General features: G+C 59.3%; 9 protein-coding genes. 7 read left to right on the forward strand and 2 right to left on the reverse strand.

What is annotated here, in order from left to right; translation table 11 throughout:
- The first annotated feature begins 48 nt into the window (after positions 1-48).
- The 3 genes from KUV86_RS14590 to clpB all read left to right on the forward strand — a co-directional run bounded on the left by KUV86_RS14590 (position 49) and on the right by clpB (position 9,799).
- Complete coding sequence (locus KUV86_RS14590) at positions 49-1,995, forward strand: hypothetical protein (protein ID WP_224908844.1); 1,947 nt, start codon at positions 49-51, stop codon at positions 1,993-1,995.
- An 87-nt stretch (positions 1,996-2,082) separates the two neighbouring features.
- The gene (locus KUV86_RS14595) at positions 2,083-7,035 is read left to right on the forward strand and encodes a DNA repair ATPase (protein WP_222485273.1); all 4,953 of its coding nucleotides are present in this window, start codon (positions 2,083-2,085) and stop codon (positions 7,033-7,035) included.
- A gap of 181 nt (positions 7,036-7,216) precedes the next feature.
- Entirely contained in the window at positions 7,217-9,799 is a 2,583-nt protein-coding gene (clpB, locus tag KUV86_RS14600; RefSeq protein WP_222485275.1) for an ATP-dependent chaperone ClpB, read from the forward strand.
- 301 nt (positions 9,800-10,100) lie between these two features.
- Here clpB and KUV86_RS14605 read toward each other — a convergent pair whose 3' ends face one another.
- Positions 10,101-11,573 carry a sugar porter family MFS transporter gene (locus KUV86_RS14605; RefSeq protein ID WP_261397652.1) on the reverse strand — a complete coding sequence of 491 codons (1,473 nt, stop codon included), beginning with the start codon at positions 11,571-11,573 and terminating at the stop codon, positions 10,101-10,103.
- 569 nt (positions 11,574-12,142) lie between these two features.
- Between KUV86_RS14605 and KUV86_RS14610 the strand changes: the two genes are divergently transcribed.
- Complete coding sequence (locus KUV86_RS14610) at positions 12,143-13,867, forward strand: acetolactate synthase 3 large subunit (RefSeq protein ID WP_206943969.1); 1,725 nt, start codon at positions 12,143-12,145, stop codon at positions 13,865-13,867.
- Positions 13,867-14,358, forward strand: coding sequence for an acetolactate synthase small subunit (gene ilvN, locus KUV86_RS14615; RefSeq protein WP_206943968.1), 492 nt, complete (start codon positions 13,867-13,869; stop codon positions 14,356-14,358). The genes KUV86_RS14610 and ilvN overlap by 1 nt, the downstream gene beginning before the upstream one ends.
- Positions 14,359-14,450: 92 nt before the next feature.
- Here the strand turns inward: ilvN and ilvY are convergent, their stop codons facing one another.
- Positions 14,451-15,338, reverse strand: a complete 888-nt coding sequence (ilvY, locus tag KUV86_RS14620; RefSeq protein ID WP_206943966.1) for an HTH-type transcriptional activator IlvY — start codon at positions 15,336-15,338, stop codon at positions 14,451-14,453.
- A 223-nt stretch (positions 15,339-15,561) separates the two neighbouring features.
- Here ilvY and ilvC point away from each other — a divergent pair, with 223 nt between their 5' ends.
- Together ilvC and pssA are read left to right on the forward strand one after the other, a co-directional pair.
- On the forward strand, positions 15,562-16,593 hold the full coding sequence (gene ilvC / locus KUV86_RS14625) for a ketol-acid reductoisomerase (protein ID WP_224852159.1): 1,032 nt from the start codon (positions 15,562-15,564) through the stop codon (positions 16,591-16,593).
- 232 nt (positions 16,594-16,825) lie between these two features.
- Entirely contained in the window at positions 16,826-17,647 is an 822-nt protein-coding gene (gene pssA / locus KUV86_RS14630) for a CDP-diacylglycerol--serine O-phosphatidyltransferase (protein ID WP_206943964.1), read from the forward strand.
- The last annotated feature ends 876 nt before the right edge of the window (positions 17,648-18,523 follow it).

Here is an 18,523-nt window from a genome sequence, read left to right on the forward strand (position 1 = left end):
ACATAACGATATACGACAGGGAATGGGGTGCAATCAATGGAAGATATTATGCCGTTTGAAATGGACTTTTCGTGGGTGATGCCCGCCTTGGTAGTGGTAGGCGTCATCGTGCTGGTCATTGTATCAATCATGTTGTTGATCAAGGCTTTCTACAAGAAGATTGATCAAGGGCAGGCGTTGATCGTCAATGATATGTCCAAGACCCCCAAGGTCTACTTTACCGGGGCCATGGTACTGCCCGTTATTCATCGTGATGAAACGATGAAGATCTCGGTGATTACCCTGGAATTGAATCGCCAAGGGAAAGAAGGACTGATCTGCAAGGATAACCTGCGAGCAGATATCTCGGTCGCGTTCTATCTGCGTGTCAACGAGACCGCGCAGGATGTCCTGAGGGTCGCCAAGTCCGTTGGCGTCGACCGTGCTTCCGATAGAAACGCGGTGAATGAACTGTTCAATGCCAAGTTCAGTGAGGCACTCAAGACCGTCGGCAAGAAACTCGAGTTCATGCAGCTGTTCGAGGAGCGGCAGCGTTTTCGCGACATGATCATCCAGACCATCGGTGAAGATCTCAACGGCTATGTGCTGGAAGATGTCGCCATCGATTATCTGGAGCAGACGCCCAAGTCCGCCCTGGATCCCAATAACATCCTCGACTCTGAAGGCATTCGCCGCATTACCGAAATCACGGCGGCCCACAACGTGGATACCAACCGGCTTGAGCGCGACCAGGAGCTGGAAATCAAGCGCAAGAACGTCGCGGCCCGTGAGGCCTCGCTTGAGCTGGACAAGTCTCAGGCTGACGCCGAGGCCCGCCAGACTCGGGAAATCGAGACGATTCGAGCCCGTGAGGAAGCCGAGACAGAGCAGGTGAAGGAGCAGGAGCGGGCCAAGGCTGAAGCGGCGCGTATCAAGACCGACGAAGAGCTCGCCGTCGCCAGCGAGAACATGCGCCGTCAGGTCGAGATGGCCGAAAAGGCGCGGGAGCGCGCGGTACAGATCGAGGAAGTGCGTATCCAGCAGGCGCGTGAACTCGAGGACGTCAACCGTCAGCGCAGCGTCGAGGTCGAGCGTATCGGCATGGAGAAGACCCTGGAAGTCGAGCGCAAGGAGATCGCGGTGATCACCAGCGAGCGCATCTCGGTGGAGCGCAACGTGGCAGAGGAAGAAGAGCATATTCGGGATGTGCGAAACCGTGCCGAGGCCGATCGCCGCAAGGTCACCAGCGTGGTGGCCGCCGAGGCTGAGGCAGAAGAGACCAAGATCAAGGAGCTGCGCCTGGCCGAGGCTGCCTTTGAGCGTGCCAAGCTGGAGGCCGACGAAGTGCTGGTGCGCGCCCAGGCCGAGGCAGAGGCGGCGGAGAAGCGTGCGGTCGCAGATGAAAAGCAGGCTCGCGGCCAGCAGGCATTGGCGGCTGCCGAGGGATTGGCGCAGGCGCAGGTACAGGAAACTCGCGCCAAGGCCCTGCGTGCGGAGGGCTTGGTTGAGGCAGAGGTCATTTCGGTCAAGGCCAAGGCCGACGAAGATGCGGGTCTTGCGGATGTTCGAGTGCTTGAACAGCGCCTCGAGGCAGAAGCCTCTGGTGAGGAAAAAATGGGGCTGGCGAAGGCGTCTGCTCGAGAAGCCCTGGCCCGGGCCGAAGCCAATGGTCTGGTCGAGAAGTTGAAGGCGTACGACGCCATGTCCGCCGATGCTCGTGAGTTCGAGCAGTTCCGCATGAACCTTGAGCTGCTTGAGAAGGAGACGCTGGCCAGCATCGATATGCAGCGTGTAGCGGTGCAGGAAAATGGACGAGTGATGGCGGAAGCACTGAAAGGCGCCAAGTTTGAGCTGATCGGCGGTGACGGTGGCATCTTCGATACCTTCTCCAAGGGGTTGGGGATCGGCAAGGGGGTGCAGGGCGTCATGGACAAGGCGCCCGCGCTGCAAACCCTCATGGCTGGTCTGGCCGGCAATGCAATGAGCCGTGCTTCTGCCAAGGATCATCAGCAGTAAGACGCTCACACATCCAGCGATAGCTCGGCCGTGTCCGGGCTATCGCAACGATGCTGTTTCCACTTCTGCAATAGGCATTCCGGCACCATGGCTGACTCCGATCCCCAACACGCCAAGCTTCACGAAGATGGTTCTTCCTATGCACTGCTTGCTCGCCGCCTGGCCACACAAGGGCTGCAACTCGAACGACTGACCGCTTCCCTCAACACCCTGCGTGAACAGACCTTTGGCGCTACCTCGATGGTGTTGCTGGGGCGAGGTCGAGTGCGCACCGAGTTGAAGTCGATTGCCCGTGATGCCGTCCGTATTGGCGACCAAATGCTGTTTGGCTTTCACGTTCAGCTAGGCCTCAAGCGGGCGCTGCGCGTGGAGGATGTGTTTCGTCTCTATCGGGTCGATGACCAGGAGGATGCGTTTAGTGTTGCTGAGTTGGGGGTGTCGGAGAGCTTTCTGACCGACGAGCGCTTCAATACCGATTTCCAGGAACTCCAGCAGTACTACAGTCATGCCACGCTGTCCCAGTTGGTGATCCTCAAGGGCATGCTGCTGATGGACTTCCAGATTGGCGAGAAGCTCGAGGATCGTCGAGTCTTCCGTTGGGAGCTGGACGCCCTTGGCAACGTCAGTCGCTACATCGACAACCGCGGCGACCGTGACCTGAGTCTGCCTGACCGCTTTGACTTTGCCTGGCGGCGAGTCAGCAGAGACGACCATGTCCAGGGGCGTTCTCCGCACATCAATATTGCCGATACGCTGTTCGTCGATAACCTCGGCGGCTCGGTGACCTTCAAGGTCGAGAACAATACCGACAGCGGCGAGGGGATCTATACCGACAGGGTGGAGTCTGACTCGCAGTCGTTGGATGACGCCAGTGTCGAGTACGCCGACCTGGGCGAGCTGCTGCTCGTCAGGATTCGCCCTTTCGCCGAAAAGGTGATGCGCTACTACGCCTTCCACCGGCCGACGCGAGGTATTCAGCGCTGTGATGCGATGGATAGCGGCATTGTGCTGCTGCCAGACAACCACGGGCTGATGTTTGCGTCTGGGTATCTGCTCAGCAATGGTCAGCTCAAGACCTTTGACGTACCGGCCGAGCCCATGCGTCTGTTGCGATCCGTTCGCTCGCCCAACGGCGAAGATGTGCTGTACCACTTCTATGCCGGCAGCAGCGGGAGGGTGGTGTTCTATCGCTACAACCTGGTCACCAAGCAGGCCGATGCGCCATTGCTGGGACACGGTGCAGCGCTGTTCGATAACGGCCATCTGGTGCTGTTCAATGCGGAGCGTGAACCCTCGTTGGTGCACCCCTTGCAGATATGGATTACCCCCTTTCTGTCTGATATCCAGCATGCTCGCCACGCCGCTGACAATGACAGCCAGCTAGGCCGTATCGGTAACGCGGAGCTGGTTCGGGGACTGGCCGAGCTCAACGACCTGGCAGGGCTGGTGCGAGGACTGCAACCCTACGATGCGTACCTGGCGCAGCTGATCAAGGGCTGCGATCGCTTGCTCGAGCAGTACTACTGGATCGATGAAATACCCCTGCCGGGAGAAGACGGCGAGACGGATGTCCAGCACCTGCCTGAACAGATTCAGCGTATTCGGGAAACGGCAGAGACGATCGGCGACGAGTTTGAAAAAGTCGAAGAGATCCGTCGCCAATCCGCCGAGGCGGTCACCCGAGCGTCGGCACAGCTGAGCACGCTGAAGCGAGGTATCACACCGGATAGCTGGCACCATCCAGAGCCATTTCTGCGACAGCTGAAGGCCGTTCGGCAGTTTCGCGGTGACGTGCGTACCCTGGCGCAGCGTCGTTATGTGGATGTTGAAGCGGTCGACAGCATGGACCAGACCGTAGCGGAGATCGAGCAGCGCCTGATCGACAGGACCCTTGCCTTTCTCGCCACCCCAGACGCCTTGCAGGGCTACCGCGATAGCCTTGCGGCGCTGGTGGACAGAAGTCAGCAGGCCACGGCTCGTCAGGCGCTGGCGGATTGCGTGGCGGACTATCGCGAGATCGCCGAAGGGTTGGACCTGGTTCAGACCATGCTGGCTACCCTGGGGGGCAAGAATCCAGAGCTTGAGGTCAACGTCAATCAGATGCTGGCGACCGTGTTTGCCTCGCTCAATCGCGAGCGCACGTCAGCGGAACGACGCCTCGAGGAGCTCACGGTTGTCGAACAGAAGGCTCGCTTTGGAGCGCGCTTGCGACTGTTCGAACAGAGCCTGGCATCGGGTATCGCGGCCATTTCCGCGCCGGATGACGCCACTGAGCTGTTGACCCGCATGTTGGACCTGCTGCAGGAACTGGAGGCCGAATTTGGCGAGCAGGCGACGTTTCTCACCTCGATTGTTCAGCAGCGAGAGCATTGCCAGGAGGCCATCGAGACCAAGCGTGAACAGCTGGCTCAGCAGCGCCGTGGGCGGGTGATGGCGATGTCTCAGGCGGCTGAGCGGATCCTCGACGGTGTGCCTCGTCGGGTGGAGCGCTTCGAGGAAGAGGCGGCTCTGCAGGCCTTTCTCGCCGCCGACCCGATGATCGAGAAGGTCACCGACTCGGTCGCGAGCCTGCGTGAGCTGGGGGCCACCATGGAGGCGGATGATCTGGAGGCGCGGCTGGTGGCTGTCCGTGATGCGGCGTTGCGCAGCGTCAGGGATCGTGCCGACCTATTTGAAGACGGGGGGCAGGTTATCCGGCTGGGGTCGCGTCATCGCTTCTCCGTCAATCGCCAGGAGGTCTCGCTGACGCTGGTACCCAGAGACGACCAGCTCACTCTCCATATCACCGGTACCCAGTTTTACGAGACGCTGACCTGTGCTGAGCTCCAGGCCCTGTCACCGCTATGGACGCAGCACCTGCCCTCCGAGTCGCCACAGGTCTATCGTGGCGAATATCTGGCGTATCGTTACCTGCAGCATGTCGATGCTGTCGTGGACACGGCGGACATGGATGCCCTCGAGGCGTCCGTTCGGCAGTTTGCGGCTCCCCGCTTCCGTGAAGGATACGAGCAAGGGGTGCATGACCATGATGCGGCTCGCATTATCGCGGTGCTCGAGCCGGCCAGGCGTCAGGCGGGGCTGTTGCGCTTCTCGCCCTTGGCACGCGCTGTGGGTCTTCACTACTGGTTGGGGTTGCCGACCGCCGAGGCCCAGGAGTTGATTGCCCACTGTGTGGGCGCAGGACAGATACTGCGGGAATACGGAAGCGACGAGCTGAAACGCGACCTGGTGGCAGAACTCGCACCGCTGCTTTCCACCTATGAGTTGGTGGTGGCGCTGGGGGCGGAGGAGCGCTGTCATGAAGCCGCGACGTATCTGGTCGAATGGCTGGCAGCCGATCAGCAGGGCATCGAGGTGTCTCAGCATGCGGACCGGTTGGCCAACGCCTTTCGCGAGGCGCTAGATCGTGGCCAGCAGAGAGCTGCCTTCGAGGCCATGCGACAGGCCCTGGCCAGGCGTGCGGCAGACCGCTGGATGGCGACCCGACGATGGCTGAGTGCCTGGAGTAATGCGGCGGGTATCGATGAGTTGGAGCGCTACTATCTGGACGAGGTAGTGGCGATGATCGACGCCGGCGACCAGCTGTCCTGGACGCCGCGGGAGGCTGAGTTGAGCGTTCCCGTCGAGGGACTTCTCGGCGATCATGGCCTGATCGAATCACGCAGGTTGATGCTTCGCCTTGATGACTTCGAGCATCGTCTCGAACACCATCTGGCACGGGTGGAGCCTGCGTGGGAGCAGCTGCATGACCTGCGCAAGAGCGTGCTGGAAGAACAAGGCAGGCGTCTTGATGTCACTGCCTTCAGGCCTCGCCCGCTGACGTCCTTTGTACGCAACCGATTGATCAGCGAGAGCTATCTGCCGTTGATTGGCGACAACATGGCCAAACAACTGGGTACCGTGGGAGCGAAGCGACGCAGCGACCTGATGGGGCTGTTGATGCTGATTTCACCCCCCGGCTATGGCAAGACCACGCTGATGGAGTATGTCGCCCATCGTCTGGGCCTTATCTTCATGAAGATCAACTGCCCGAGTCTGGGGCGAGAGGTTACATCACTCGATCCACAGAAGGCGCCTCATGCCACGGCACGAGCCGAACTGGAGAAGGTCAACCTGGCGCTGGAAATGGGCAACAACGTCATGCTCTATCTTGATGACATCCAGCACACGGATCCAGAGTTCCTGCAGAAGTTCATCTCGCTGAGCGACGCCACCCGCACCATCGATGGTGTCTGGCGCGGCACCACGCGTACCTATCAGTTGCGGGGAAAACGCTTCTGCATTGTGATGGCCGGCAATCCCTATACCGAGGAGGGCAAGGCGTTTCGTGTGCCTGACATGCTTGCCAACCGTGCTGATATCTACAATCTCGGCGATATTCTCTCCGGCACAGCGACCATCTTTGCCCAGTCGTACATCGAGAATAGCTTGAGCGCTCACCCGGTGCTGGCCCCTCTGTTGACCCGGGGTATGGAGGACGTTTATCGGTTCATCGACATGGCCGCTGGCAGGGAGGTGCCGGTCAGTGAGCTGGAACATGACTACAGTGGGGCAGAAAGAGATGAGATTGTCGCCCTGCTGACCAGAATGCAGCGGATACGCGACGTCATTCTCAAGGTCAATGGCGCTTATATCGCGTCCAGTGCCCAAGCCGACAGTTACCGGGAAGAGCCCCCATTTCTGCTTCAAGGCAGCTATCGCAACATGGCCAAGTTGGTGGAGAAGCTGTCCCCTGCGATGACCGACGGCGATATCGATGCACTGATCGACGATCACTACCTGGGTGAGGCGCAACTGCTGACCAGCGGTGCGGAAGAAAACCTGCTCAAGCTGCGTGCCTTGAGGGGCACGCTGGACCCCGACGATGCAGCGCGCTGGGCCTCGGTGTGTGCAGAGTACCGTCGGCGTCAGCAGGCGGGGGGAGACGAGGATGTGGGGGCCAAGGTCGTCATGCAGCTTGGGCGGATTGCCGAAGGGCTGGGGCAGGGGGTGTCGAGTCGTCAGCGAGACCGTGATTCGCAGCTCTGCGACAGGACCTAGTGTCGATATGTCACCTGCCAGCCTGCGCCTGGAGTCTAAGCCCCTGGCGTTGCAGCACGCCCGCTGCAGCAGCGCCAACCCGACTTGAAACCTTGCTAAAGCACCGCCATATCTCTGTCAAGTCACATTGACAGGGTCACGCGGTGCGTCCGATCGCATCGCCATCCCCAAGGAGATATCGATGCGTTTCGACAAGTTTACTGCAAAGCTTCAGCAAGCCATTGCCGATGCCCAGTCGTTGGCCGTGGGCCGTGGACACAATCAGATGGAGCCCGCACACCTGCTGCTGGCACTGCTCGACAATCGCGATACCGGCATCAAGGCGCTGGTACAGAAGGCCGGCGGCGATGCCGCAAGGATGCGAGATGGACTCGCAGGTCTGCTCGACGATATGCCAAAGGTTGCCCACTTTGATGGCGAGGTGCAGCCCTCTCGCGATTTGATAAAGCTGTTCAACTTGACCGATGCAGAGGCCCAGAAACGCGGCGATCAGTATATCGCCAGCGAGTTGGTGCTACTGGCCGCGCTGGCCATGAAGCACGCGGTGTCAAAGGTCCTTACCCAGGCAGGGGTCACCCTGGCGTCTCTGCAGACGGCGATTGATAGCGTTCGGGGTGGCCAGAAGGTGGATGATGCCAACGCCGAGGACAGTCGGGAGGCGCTGGAGAAGTACACCCTGGATCTGACCCAGCGGGCTGCGGATGGCAAGCTGGATCCGGTCATTGGTCGCGATGATGAAATTCGTCGCACCATTCAAGTACTGCAGCGGCGCACCAAGAACAACCCGGTATTGATCGGCGAGCCAGGGGTCGGCAAGACGGCTATCGTCGAGGGCCTGGCGAGTCGCATCATCAATGGTGAAGTGCCAGAAGGGCTGAAGGACAAGCGCGTGCTGTCGCTGGATATGGGAGCCCTGTTGGCTGGCGCCAAGTTTCGTGGTGAGTTCGAGGAGCGCCTGAAGTCGGTGTTGAATGAGCTGGCTCAGGAAGAGGGCCGGGTCATCCTGTTTATTGACGAACTGCACACCATGGTGGGCGCAGGCAAGGCCGAGGGGGCGATGGACGCCGGCAATATGCTAAAGCCGGCGCTGGCTCGCGGTGAGTTGCACTGTGTCGGTGCCACCACCCTTGACGAGTATCGTCAGTACATCGAGAAAGATGCCGCGCTCGAACGTCGCTTCCAGAAGGTGCTGGTGGATGAGCCGAGCGAAGAGGATACCGTCGCGATTCTGCGCGGGCTCAAGGAGCGCTACGAAGTTCATCACGGTGTGGATATCACGGACGGGGCGATCATCGCTGCCGCCAAGCTGTCGACCCGCTACATTACCGATCGGCAGTTGCCGGACAAGGCCATCGACCTGATCGACGAGGCCTCGTCACGTATTCGCATGGAGCTGGATTCCAAGCCTGAGGAGATGGACCGTCTGGATCGTCGCCTGATTCAGCTCAAGATGGAGCGGGAGCACCTCAAGAAGGAAACTGATGAAGCCTCGCGCAAGCGACTGGAAACCCTCGTCGAGCAGATCGAGGAGCTGGAGCGTGAATACGCTGATCTCGACGAGATCTGGAAGGCCGAGAAAGCCAGCATTCAGGGAGCTGCCCAATTCAAGGATGAGCTTGATCGCGCGCGGGTAGATCTGGAGCAGGCACGACGCCAGGGTGACCTCGGGCGCATGTCGGAGCTTCAGTACGGGGTGATTCCGGAGCTTGAGAAGAAGATTGCCGAGAGCGGAGACGCGGAAGCCGATACGCGCCATCACACCCTGCTGCGCTCCAACGTCACCGAGGAGGAAATTGCCGAGGTCGTATCCCGGTGGACCGGCATTCCGGTGGCCAAGATGCTGGAGGGCGAGCGCGACAAGTTATTGCGCATGGAAGAGGCGCTGCACGAGCGCGTCATCGGCCAGGAAGAGGCGGTCACAGCGGTGTCCAATGCGGTGCGCCGTTCACGCGCAGGATTGGCAGATCCTCAGCGTCCCAATGGCTCTTTCCTGTTCCTCGGCCCCACCGGCGTGGGCAAGACCGAACTGTGCAAGTCGTTGGCCAACTTCCTGTTCGATACCGAGGAAGCCATGGTTCGCATCGACATGTCTGAATTCATGGAGAAGCATTCCGTTGCACGCTTGATCGGCGCTCCTCCCGGATACGTCGGCTATGAAGAAGGTGGTTACCTGACCGAGGCGGTGCGTCGCAAGCCGTATTCGGTGTTGTTGCTGGATGAGGTGGAAAAAGCCCACCCGGACGTCTTCAACATTCTGCTGCAGGTGCTGGAGGATGGGCGCCTGACCGACGGACAGGGGCGCACCGTGGATTTCCGTAACACGGTCATCGTCATGACGTCGAATCTGGGTTCCGACATCATTCAGCATTTTGGTGGGGATGACGCGGACTATGACAGCATGCGCCAGGCAGTGATGGAGGTAGTGGGCACCCACTTCCGCCCAGAGTTGATCAACCGAATCGACGAGGTGGTGGTCTTCCACGCGCTTGGGCAAGAGCAGATTCAAGAGATCGCCGGCATCCAGCTTGAGCGCTTGCGTTCGCGCCTGGCTGAACACGAACTGGGGTTGGAGGTCAGCGACGAAGCGCTGGCTTTGTTGGCGGTGGTCGGCTTCGACCCCGTCTATGGCGCGCGTCCCTTGAAGCGAGCGGTGCAAAGCCGTATCGAGAATCCGCTGGCCCAGGACTTGCTGGCGGGCAAGTTCACCCCCGGAGAGGTGATTCGCGTGGTGGCGGATGACGGTCAGCTTCGTTTTGCCCACTGACGTGTGCCCGGTCGTCCGTCTGTTTAAGCCCTTGGGTGTCATCCCCTTCCTCATGAAGGGGATGAGTTCACTTACAGTCTTTGCTGTTATGAAGTATCGGTAAGCGTTATCAGGCAGATTTCATGCCTCTCGCTATACTGAAGTTCAGGTTGCGTCCTGTGACCCCCTTGCCCGCCCGGTTCCCCACCCGGCGGGCTTTTTGATAGCAGGGGCGGGCTATTGTGACAGCTGGGCCGGGCTATTGTGATAGCAGGGCCGGGCAATGTTGATAGCGGTGCCAGGTCTCTCGCTGGCCCATCGTTCAGCGCAGGACACGTGCCCCGGAAAGGCGGACGCGACGCAGCCTGACGTTGTCGCCTACCAGATGTCGTTGCAGCTCTTCCAGACTGACGTTCTTGGTTTCAGGCATCAGGAACATCACGAAAAGCAGTTGCAGCAGCATCATGAGGGCGAAGAAAGCAAACACCGGGCCACCATTGAAGGTGCTGAGAATCCAGGGCATGACCAAGGTAATCAGCGCCGCAAATACCCAGTGAATGGAGGCGCCAAACGATTGTCCTCGGGCGCGCACGTGGTTGGGAAACACCTCCGAGATAAAGACCCAGATAACGGCACCCTGGCTGATGGCGTGGGCCGCAATAAACAGTGCCAGCAGCATGGGAACCTCGATGCCGCCTAGCGCCTCTGCAAAGAAGGCTCGTGAGATCATGACCAGAGAGACCAGGTATCCCGCCGATCCTATAAACAGCAGCGTGCGTCGCCCGAAGCGATCAATCAGCGACATGCCGATCATGGTAAAGATGAGATTGACCAATCCGATGCCAGCGGTGGACAGCAAGGCAGCTTGGCTGCCCAGCTCGGCTGCCTCGAGCACTCGCGGAGCATAGTAGATGATGAAGTTGATGCCTGAGAGTTGGTTGAAGAAGGCAATCAGAAAGGCCAGAAGAAGCGGTAGGCGATAGCGTCGTGAAAAGAAGGGGGCTTTGGCAGACTGCTCTTGCGCTTCTGCGTCACGGATGGCGGCGATGTCGGCATCCACGTCTGCTGCGGGATTGATCAAGCGCAGCACGCTTGCCGCTTCCTCGATAGCGTTCTTGTTCAGGATCAGCCAGCGTGGACTGCGTGGCACACGGGTGATCATCAGGGTGTAGATCAGCGCAGGAACGGCCTCAATGCCGAGCATCCAGCGCCAGGCGTCATCGCCGATCACGCTGCCGATCACATAGTTCGACACGAACGCCATCAGGATGCCAAACACGATGTTGAACTGATAAAGGGCAACGAGAAAGCCACGCTGGCGCGGTGGGGCGATTTCCGAAATGTAGGTTGGCGCAGCGACGGAAGAAATCCCCACGCCAATCCCTCCGATCAGACGGAAGAAGGCAAATAGCCAAGGATCGGACACGATGGCTGAACCCACCGCAGAGACCAGATACAAGACGCCGATCATCAATAGGGTGGCGCGCCGGCCGAGCGTATCGGTGGGCCAGTTGCCGAAAATGGCACCGATGACTGTGCCCCACAGCGCCATCGACATGATCAGCAGGCCATGCTGCAGGTCGCTTAGCCCCCACAGGGATTGAATCGGCTTGTCGGCGCCGGAAATGACCGCCGTGTCGAAGCCGAAGAGAAAGCCCGCAAGGGCGACGGTGATGGACCATTGGACGATTCTGGACATGGCAAGTCCTCGTTGAGCTGTTGTGATTGTCGTCAAAGAGAGCATGATGAAAAGATGAATCGATTCACTGATGCGGCGTCTTGTGCTCTCGGCCAAGTGCCCGCGAAGGTGTTGCCCAGGAGCGTACGCGCGCGTTACAGGCTTGGTTCGTGTGGTGACGATGGGCTGGATGTGAAAAAGTGAATCGTGTCACCTGTCCATCTGATTACAGCAGCCAAGCAGGAATACTTCGAGCTCCAGGGCTTAGACATTGGTCGTGGGCATGGCCAATGCAGGTGATCCATCACCGCGATAACGGGATCGCCTGCACGGTGCAGGGAGCGTGCGGGTCAAGAACGGCGGTTGACAGTCACTGGGCGCTATTGGAATCTTGTGGGTTCCTGACTGCGGGCGCGGCACCATGGGAGACCCCCCAACGCCGCGTGAAGGGTAGGCCTGCGTGCCTCTACCCGCCGAAGGACTTCCAGGTGAGGGTTAACCGCCCCGCCTGGCCAACGCCCCGACGCGGTGACCCGCCGTGATGAGAGTGCAGGCCCCAACCGGGCCGACGGACGCCAGGGTTTGGCATCAGGTGCCGGTGCGCCGGCAGCAGCATATCGCTGCACTCGACTTCGTGCCGATTACCGGTACGAATCGCACTCGAGACCTCCAGGGGAGATACATCTGTGGAATTGCTTTCAGGCGCGGACATGATCGCCCGCTTCCTCCAGGATGAGGGCGTGGAATACATCTACGGCTATCCAGGCGGCGCCGCGCTACACATCTACGACGCCTTGTTCCGTCAGGACAAGGTAAAGCACATCCTCGTGCGCCACGAACAGGCTGCCACCCATGCCGCCGACGGCTATGCGCGTGCCTCGGGCAATCCTGGCGTCGTGCTGGTGACGTCTGGTCCAGGTGCCACCAACGCGGTGACCGGCATCGCGACCGCTTACATGGACTCGATTCCGATGGTCGTGCTTTGCGGTCAGGTCATGAGTCACCTGATTGGTGACGATGCCTTCCAGGAAACCGATATCGTCGGTGTGACCCGCCCGATCGTGAAACATAGCTTCTCGATCAAGCACCCCAGCGAAATTCCCGAGGTGCTGAAGAAGGCATTTTACCTGGCAGCGACGGGCCGTCCTGGTCCTGTTCTGGTCGATATCCCGAAAGATATGACGGCGCCCACCGAGCGTTACGAGTACGTCTACCCGAAAAAGGTAAAGATTCGCTCGTACAACCCGGTGAGCCGCGGCCACACCGGTCAGATCAAGAAGGCGGTGGAGTTGATGCTGAAGGCGCGCCGTCCGGTCTTCTATACGGGGGGCGGTGTCGTACAGGGGCGTGCCAGCGAAGGGCTCACCGATCTGGTCAAGCAGCTTGGCTTTCCTATCACCACCACGTTGATGGGCATCGGTGCTTATCCCCAGAGTGACAGTCAGTGCCTTGGCTGGCTGGGGATGCACGGCAGCTACGAATCCAACATGGCCATGCACCATGCGGATCTGGTGATCGCCATCGGTGCGCGCTTCGATGATCGCGTCACCAACAACACGTCCAAGTTTTGCCCTACGGCGAAGATCATCCACGTCGACATCGACCCAAGCTCGGTGTCAAAGACGGTGCGTGCAGACGTGCCGATCGTGGGCCCGGCCGCCAGCGTGATCAACGAGATGATCAGCCTGGTGCAAGGTCATGAGATTGCCAATCCGGAGGCACTCAAGGACTGGTGGAAGACCATCGATGGTTGGCGCGAGGACCGCAAGGGCAAGCTCTACGAGCCCTCCAAGCCGGGAGAAGTGCTCAAGCCCCAGGAAGTCATCGAGGCCATCTGCCGGGTAACGCGGGGTGAAGCCTTCGTTACCACCGATGTTGGGCAGCACCAGATGTTTGCGGCGCAGTACTACAAGTTTGACAAGCCCAACCGCCTGATCACGTCTGGTGGCCTGGGCACGATGGGGTTCGGGTTTCCGGCGGCCATGGGCGTCAAGCAGAACTTCCCCGAGGAAGAAGTCGTCTGCGTCACCGGCGAAGGCAGCTTCCAGATGATGATGCAGGAGCTTTCCACCTGTAAGCAGTTTGGTGGTGGGGTCAAGATCATCAATCTGAACAACGGTTCCCTGGGGATGGTGAGGCAGTGGCAGGACCTCAACTACAAGTCGCGTCACGCGCACTCTTACATGGAGTCGCTGCCGGACTTCCAGATGCTGATCCAGTCCTACGGCTTCACGGCGTTGAGGGTCGAGAAGAAGGAAGATCTCGAGGAAGCCTTGGCAAGAACCTTTGCAGACACCCATGAGCTGGTGTTCCTCGATGTCGCGGTGGACCCGCACGAGCACGTCTATCCGATGCAGGTGCCCCTGGGCTCCATGCGTGACATGCTGCTTTCCAAGACGGAGCGGACCTGATGCGACATATCATCTCGATTCTGATGGAAAACGAACCGGGTGCGCTGTCGCGGGTCGTGGGACTGTTTTCTCAGCGCAACTTCAACATTGAAACCCTCAATGTGGCGCCGACAGACGACCCGACACTGTCGCGTCTGACGGTGACCACCGTTGGCGATGACCGGGTGATCGAGCAGATCACCAAGCATCTCAACAAGTTGATTGATGTGGTCAAACTGGTGGATCTCACCGAAGGCAACCACATCGAGCGAGAGTTAATGCTGGTGAAGGTGAAAGCGCTGGGTGCCGCCCGCGACGAGGTCAAGCGCACGGTGGATATCTTCCGGGCTCAGATTGTCGATGTGACTCCGAGTCTGTATACCGTGCAGATCACCGGAGATGCAGAAAAGCTCGATGCCTTTCTGCAGGCCATGGGGCCGGTCGGCGTCCTTGAAGTGGCGCGTACCGGGGTGTCCGGTATTGCCCGTGGTGACAAGGTGCTTAGCCTGTAGCGGCGGTCGTGATCGTGTGGCCAGCACTTGGCTTTCGCGCTCACTGCACACGCCTTGCGCCGCCCTTCGGGGCGGCGTTTTCATGGGTGGTGTCAGCGTTCCACGACTTCCTGCCACAGGGCATCGATCAACGGGCTCTTCAGGCGACGCTCCAGTACGCATAGACCCACATCGTAGTAGGGCAGTTCCGGCTTCACCGGCAGCATCCTGACCCGTTCAGCCAGAGGGCTTGCCTCCAGCACGATACGGGGTACGACTCCGATCCCGAAGCCCAGTCCGACCATGCTGACGATGGCCTCGTGCCCGGCAACCTGAGCGTAGATCGTCGGATTTACCCCCAGCGCCTTGAACCAGGTGTCAGCCAGCTCCCGCGACAGCCCACCCTCCGACAGAATCATGGGAACACCCTGCCACTGTGGTTGGCTGGGGCTCATCGGCTGCTGCGGAATCCACGGCTGCGACTCCTGGGGAGCAATGAACACGAGGGCCGAGCGGGTCAGTGACTTGAAGGCGAGCCCTTCCGGCATTCGCCTGGGACGCGAGGTGATCGCCATGTCCTCTTCGCCGTTAAGGACTCGCTGGATGGCCCGAGCCGGATCGCCGGTATGCAGCTTCAGCTCGATATCAGGATAGCGCTGACGGAACTCCGCCAGCAGGCTGTAGAGGAAGCTGTAGCTGGCCGTTACGGAGCAATAGATGCTGATTTCACCGCTCAAGCGCATCGCCGTCGACTGGAGCGACAGCCGTACCTGCTCCCACTGTTCCAGCGCTTCCTTGGCGTAGCGCTGGAAGTGATGCCCCTGAGGGGTCATGACGACGTGGCGGTTGTCGCGTTGGAACAGACTCACTCCGAGCTGGTCCTCCAGCTGTTGAATCGAGCGACTAAGCGTTGATGGGCTGACATGGCACGATTCGCTGGCGCGGCCAAAGTGCAGGGTGTCCGCCAGGGCGAGAAAGTGTTTCAGCAGGCGTAGGTCCATATCGCACCGAGCAAGAAAGAGAGGGAATGTCTGTGTTTCACATATTGGGATGTAGTATTGCAAATATAGCGTTTTACGCAATACAGGTGCGCGGGTAAGGTGGCTGCATGGATGGGCGACCTGGTCATGGCCGGTCGACACTCGCCCAGCGCCGCACAAGACGGCGCGGGTGGCCATCAACGCTGAACACCACAAGACCTATTAACGCCGAGCAGGCAAACGAATCCAGGAGCACCAGATGCGCGTTTATTACGACAAGGACTGTGACCTTCAGCTGATCCAGAGCAAGCAGGTCACCATCGTGGGTTACGGTTCTCAGGGCCATGCCCATGCCAACAACCTGAAAGAGTCTGGCGTTTCCGTGACCGTTGCCCTGCGTCCTGGGTCTTCCTCGGCGGCCAAGGCCGAAGCGGCAGGTCTCAAGGTGGCCTCCGTCGCTGAGGCATGCCAGTCTGCTGACGTCGTCATGGTGCTGGCGCCTGACGAGAATCAGAAGGCCATCTATGAGCAGGATATCGAGCCGAACCTCAAGGAAGGTGCGACGCTGGCATTCGCTCATGGTTTCAACATCCACTACAACCAGATCGAGCCGCGCAAGGATCTGGACGTGGTGATGATTGCTCCGAAGGCACCTGGTCACACCGTGCGCTCCGAGTTCACTCGCGGCGGCGGCATCCCGGACCTGATCGCTATCCATCAGGACGCGACTGGCCAAGCCAAGGAGCTGTGCCTGTCCTATGCGGCAGCCATTGGTGGCGGTCGTAGCGGGATTATCGAGACCACCTTCAAGGATGAGACCGAGACTGACCTCTTTGGTGAGCAGGCGGTGCTGTGTGGTGGTGCAGTAGAACTGGTCAAGGCCGGCTTCGAGACGCTGACGGAAGCAGGCTACGCGCCTGAGATGGCCTACTTCGAGTGTCTGCACGAGCTGAAGCTGATCGTCGATCTGATGTACGAAGGCGGTATCGCCAACATGAACTACTCCATCTCCAACAACGCGGAGTATGGCGAGTACGTGACCGGCCCTGAGGTCATCAACGACGAGTCTCGCGCGGCGATGCGCAATGCGCTCAAGCGTATCCAGACGGGTGAATATGCCAAGATGTTCATCAACGAAGGCAACACCAACTATCCGTCCATGACGGCGCGTCGTCGCCTGAATGCGGAGCACGAGATTGAGCAGGTTGGCGAGAAGCTGCGTGGCATGATGCCGTGGATCGCCGCCAATCAGCTGGTCGACAAGACCAAGAACTGATGCAGCCCTGTCTGGGCGACCGTCAGGTCGTCCAGACTGCCGGCGTATAGCAAAAGGGAGAAGCCGAGGCTTCTCCCTTTTGCGTTTGCAGGCATCGCGCTGTTAGCGCGCCTGAGGTGGGGAGTCCTATCACGAGTCTGGGGTAAGACAAGAGTTGCCTTGACGTCGGCAGGGCGGTGAAGGTTGAGTGGTGTAGAATGCCTTTCATACCCGAAGCCAATGGATGACAGAGATGAGCGAAGACGCAGGCAAGCGTGAGCCGACCCCGCGGGAGTCGCAGGAAGAAGATCTGGCAAGCGCCTTCATGCGGGAGTCCGAAGTTGTGGAGGAGGCAGTGGAGGACGGCAAGAAGGTGCGCCGGCGGGGGATCTACCTGTTGCCCAACCTGTTTACGACCTCAGCGCTGTTTTCCGGCTTCTTTGCTGTGGTGGCGGCTCTCAATGGTGACTTTACTGCAGCGTCGGTAGCGATCTTCATTGCCATGGTGCTCGATGGGCTGGATGGGCGCGTGGCGCGTTTGACCAATACCCAAAGTGAGTTCGGTGCGGAGTATGACAGCCTGGCGGACATGATTTCCTTTGGCATGGCGCCCGGGCTTGTCGCCTTCACCTGGATTCTTCAGGACATCGGCAAGACGGGTTGGGTGGTGGCCTTTCTTTATGTCGCTTGCGCGGCCTTGAGACTGGCGCGATTCAATGTCCAGATCGGCAGTGTCGACAAGAAATGGTTTATCGGGTTGCCCAGCCCCTCGGCGGCGGCACTGGTGGCTGCCAGCGTCTGGACCTTCCACAGCTTCGATGCCACTGCACTCGGGTTCAAGTTGCTGATGCTGCTGGTGGTGGGTGCTGCCGGCATCTTGATGGTCAGCAATATTCGCTATTACAGCTTCAAGGACGTGGACTTGAAAGGCCCCGTACCCTTTGTGGTGCTGCTGGCCATCGTGCTTGGCTTTGTGGTGATCTCCATCGAGCCTTCGGTCATGCTGTTGTTGCTGTTTGGAACCTATGTCGCATCCGGTCCTGCATTGGCGTTGATGCGCAAGCTGAAATCCTGAGTTCCCGTCGATTAAGCGAGCTGGCGGATTTCTGCCAGCTCGCTGCCTGGCTGGCGTAGCCGCTTTCTGCTCGCGATCAGCGGTTCTCGCTCTTTTCTTCTTCTCCCGCTCCCTTCCTTCGCCTTCGGCTCTCCCTCTCTGCTTTTCCCCCTCTCTGCTGTTCTCCCCATCCTTCGGCGCTTGGTACCTGGACTTGAACGCCCTACAGCTTGCCCTTGTGCTCCCCGTTTGGGCGCACGGTTATCCACTGAGGTGTCATGAGGAGAGGGGTGTGGATAAGGACGATGTGCCGGTGCGCACTTTTTTTACGTCAGGCTATTGCCAAGCTGCCTCGAGATCCGTAAAGTACGCATCCGCTGCCGGCGACGAGCAAACGTCACAGGCGGTAAAGAGTGGTAAAAGTAGTTGATTTGGAAAGGCTTTTTGAAGCTTCTCGAAAAAATCACTGCTTGACGAGCAACGAGAAATCGGTAGAATGCTCGCCACTTGATCGGAGTCGCCGACAGGGCATTGAAAGATGCACTGAGGCACGCTTCGCTCTCTTTTGAAGTCTGCGAGCATCGCTTGCGGGACGCAAAAGAAAGCGCTTGACGAAACGCTTCGGTTCTGTAGAATACGCCTTCCTCGCAGGGCGCTGAGCAAAGCGCTCGGCAGCAGCGAGGCGCTCATTGAGCTCACCAGAGTCAAGAGCACGCTCTTTAAAAATTGATCAGGTAATTCATGTGGGCGCTTGCCGATGAGTCAGTGACAATGTCATTGAAATATCAAGGCAAGCGACTCGTCAAACGAGACGTTTGAACCTTGAGCCAAGTTTGGTCCGCTTAACGGACTATCAGACTTTAAACTGAAGAGTTTGATCATGGCTCAGATTGAACG

Origin of the sequence: Halomonas sp. DP8Y7-3 (assembly GCF_019801675.1) — a bacterium.
GTDB classification, from domain to species: domain Bacteria; phylum Pseudomonadota; class Gammaproteobacteria; order Pseudomonadales; family Halomonadaceae; genus Halomonas; species Halomonas litopenaei_A.

Excerpts from the sequence above, each read along its gene's own strand:
- KUV86_RS14590 (WP_224908844.1), top strand. The coding sequence starts at position 49 with ATGCCGTTTGAAATGGACTTTTCGTGGGTGATGCCCGCCTTGGTAGTG.
- KUV86_RS14595 (WP_222485273.1), top strand. The coding sequence starts at position 2,083 with ATGGCTGACTCCGATCCCCAACACGCCAAGCTTCACGAAGATGGTTCT.
- clpB (WP_222485275.1), top strand. The coding sequence starts at position 7,217 with ATGCGTTTCGACAAGTTTACTGCAAAGCTTCAGCAAGCCATTGCCGAT.
- ilvN (WP_206943968.1), top strand. The coding sequence starts at position 13,867 with ATGCGACATATCATCTCGATTCTGATGGAAAACGAACCGGGTGCGCTG.
- ilvY (WP_206943966.1), bottom strand. The coding sequence starts at position 15,338 with ATGGACCTACGCCTGCTGAAACACTTTCTCGCCCTGGCGGACACCCTG.
- pssA (WP_206943964.1), top strand. The coding sequence starts at position 16,826 with ATGAGCGAAGACGCAGGCAAGCGTGAGCCGACCCCGCGGGAGTCGCAG.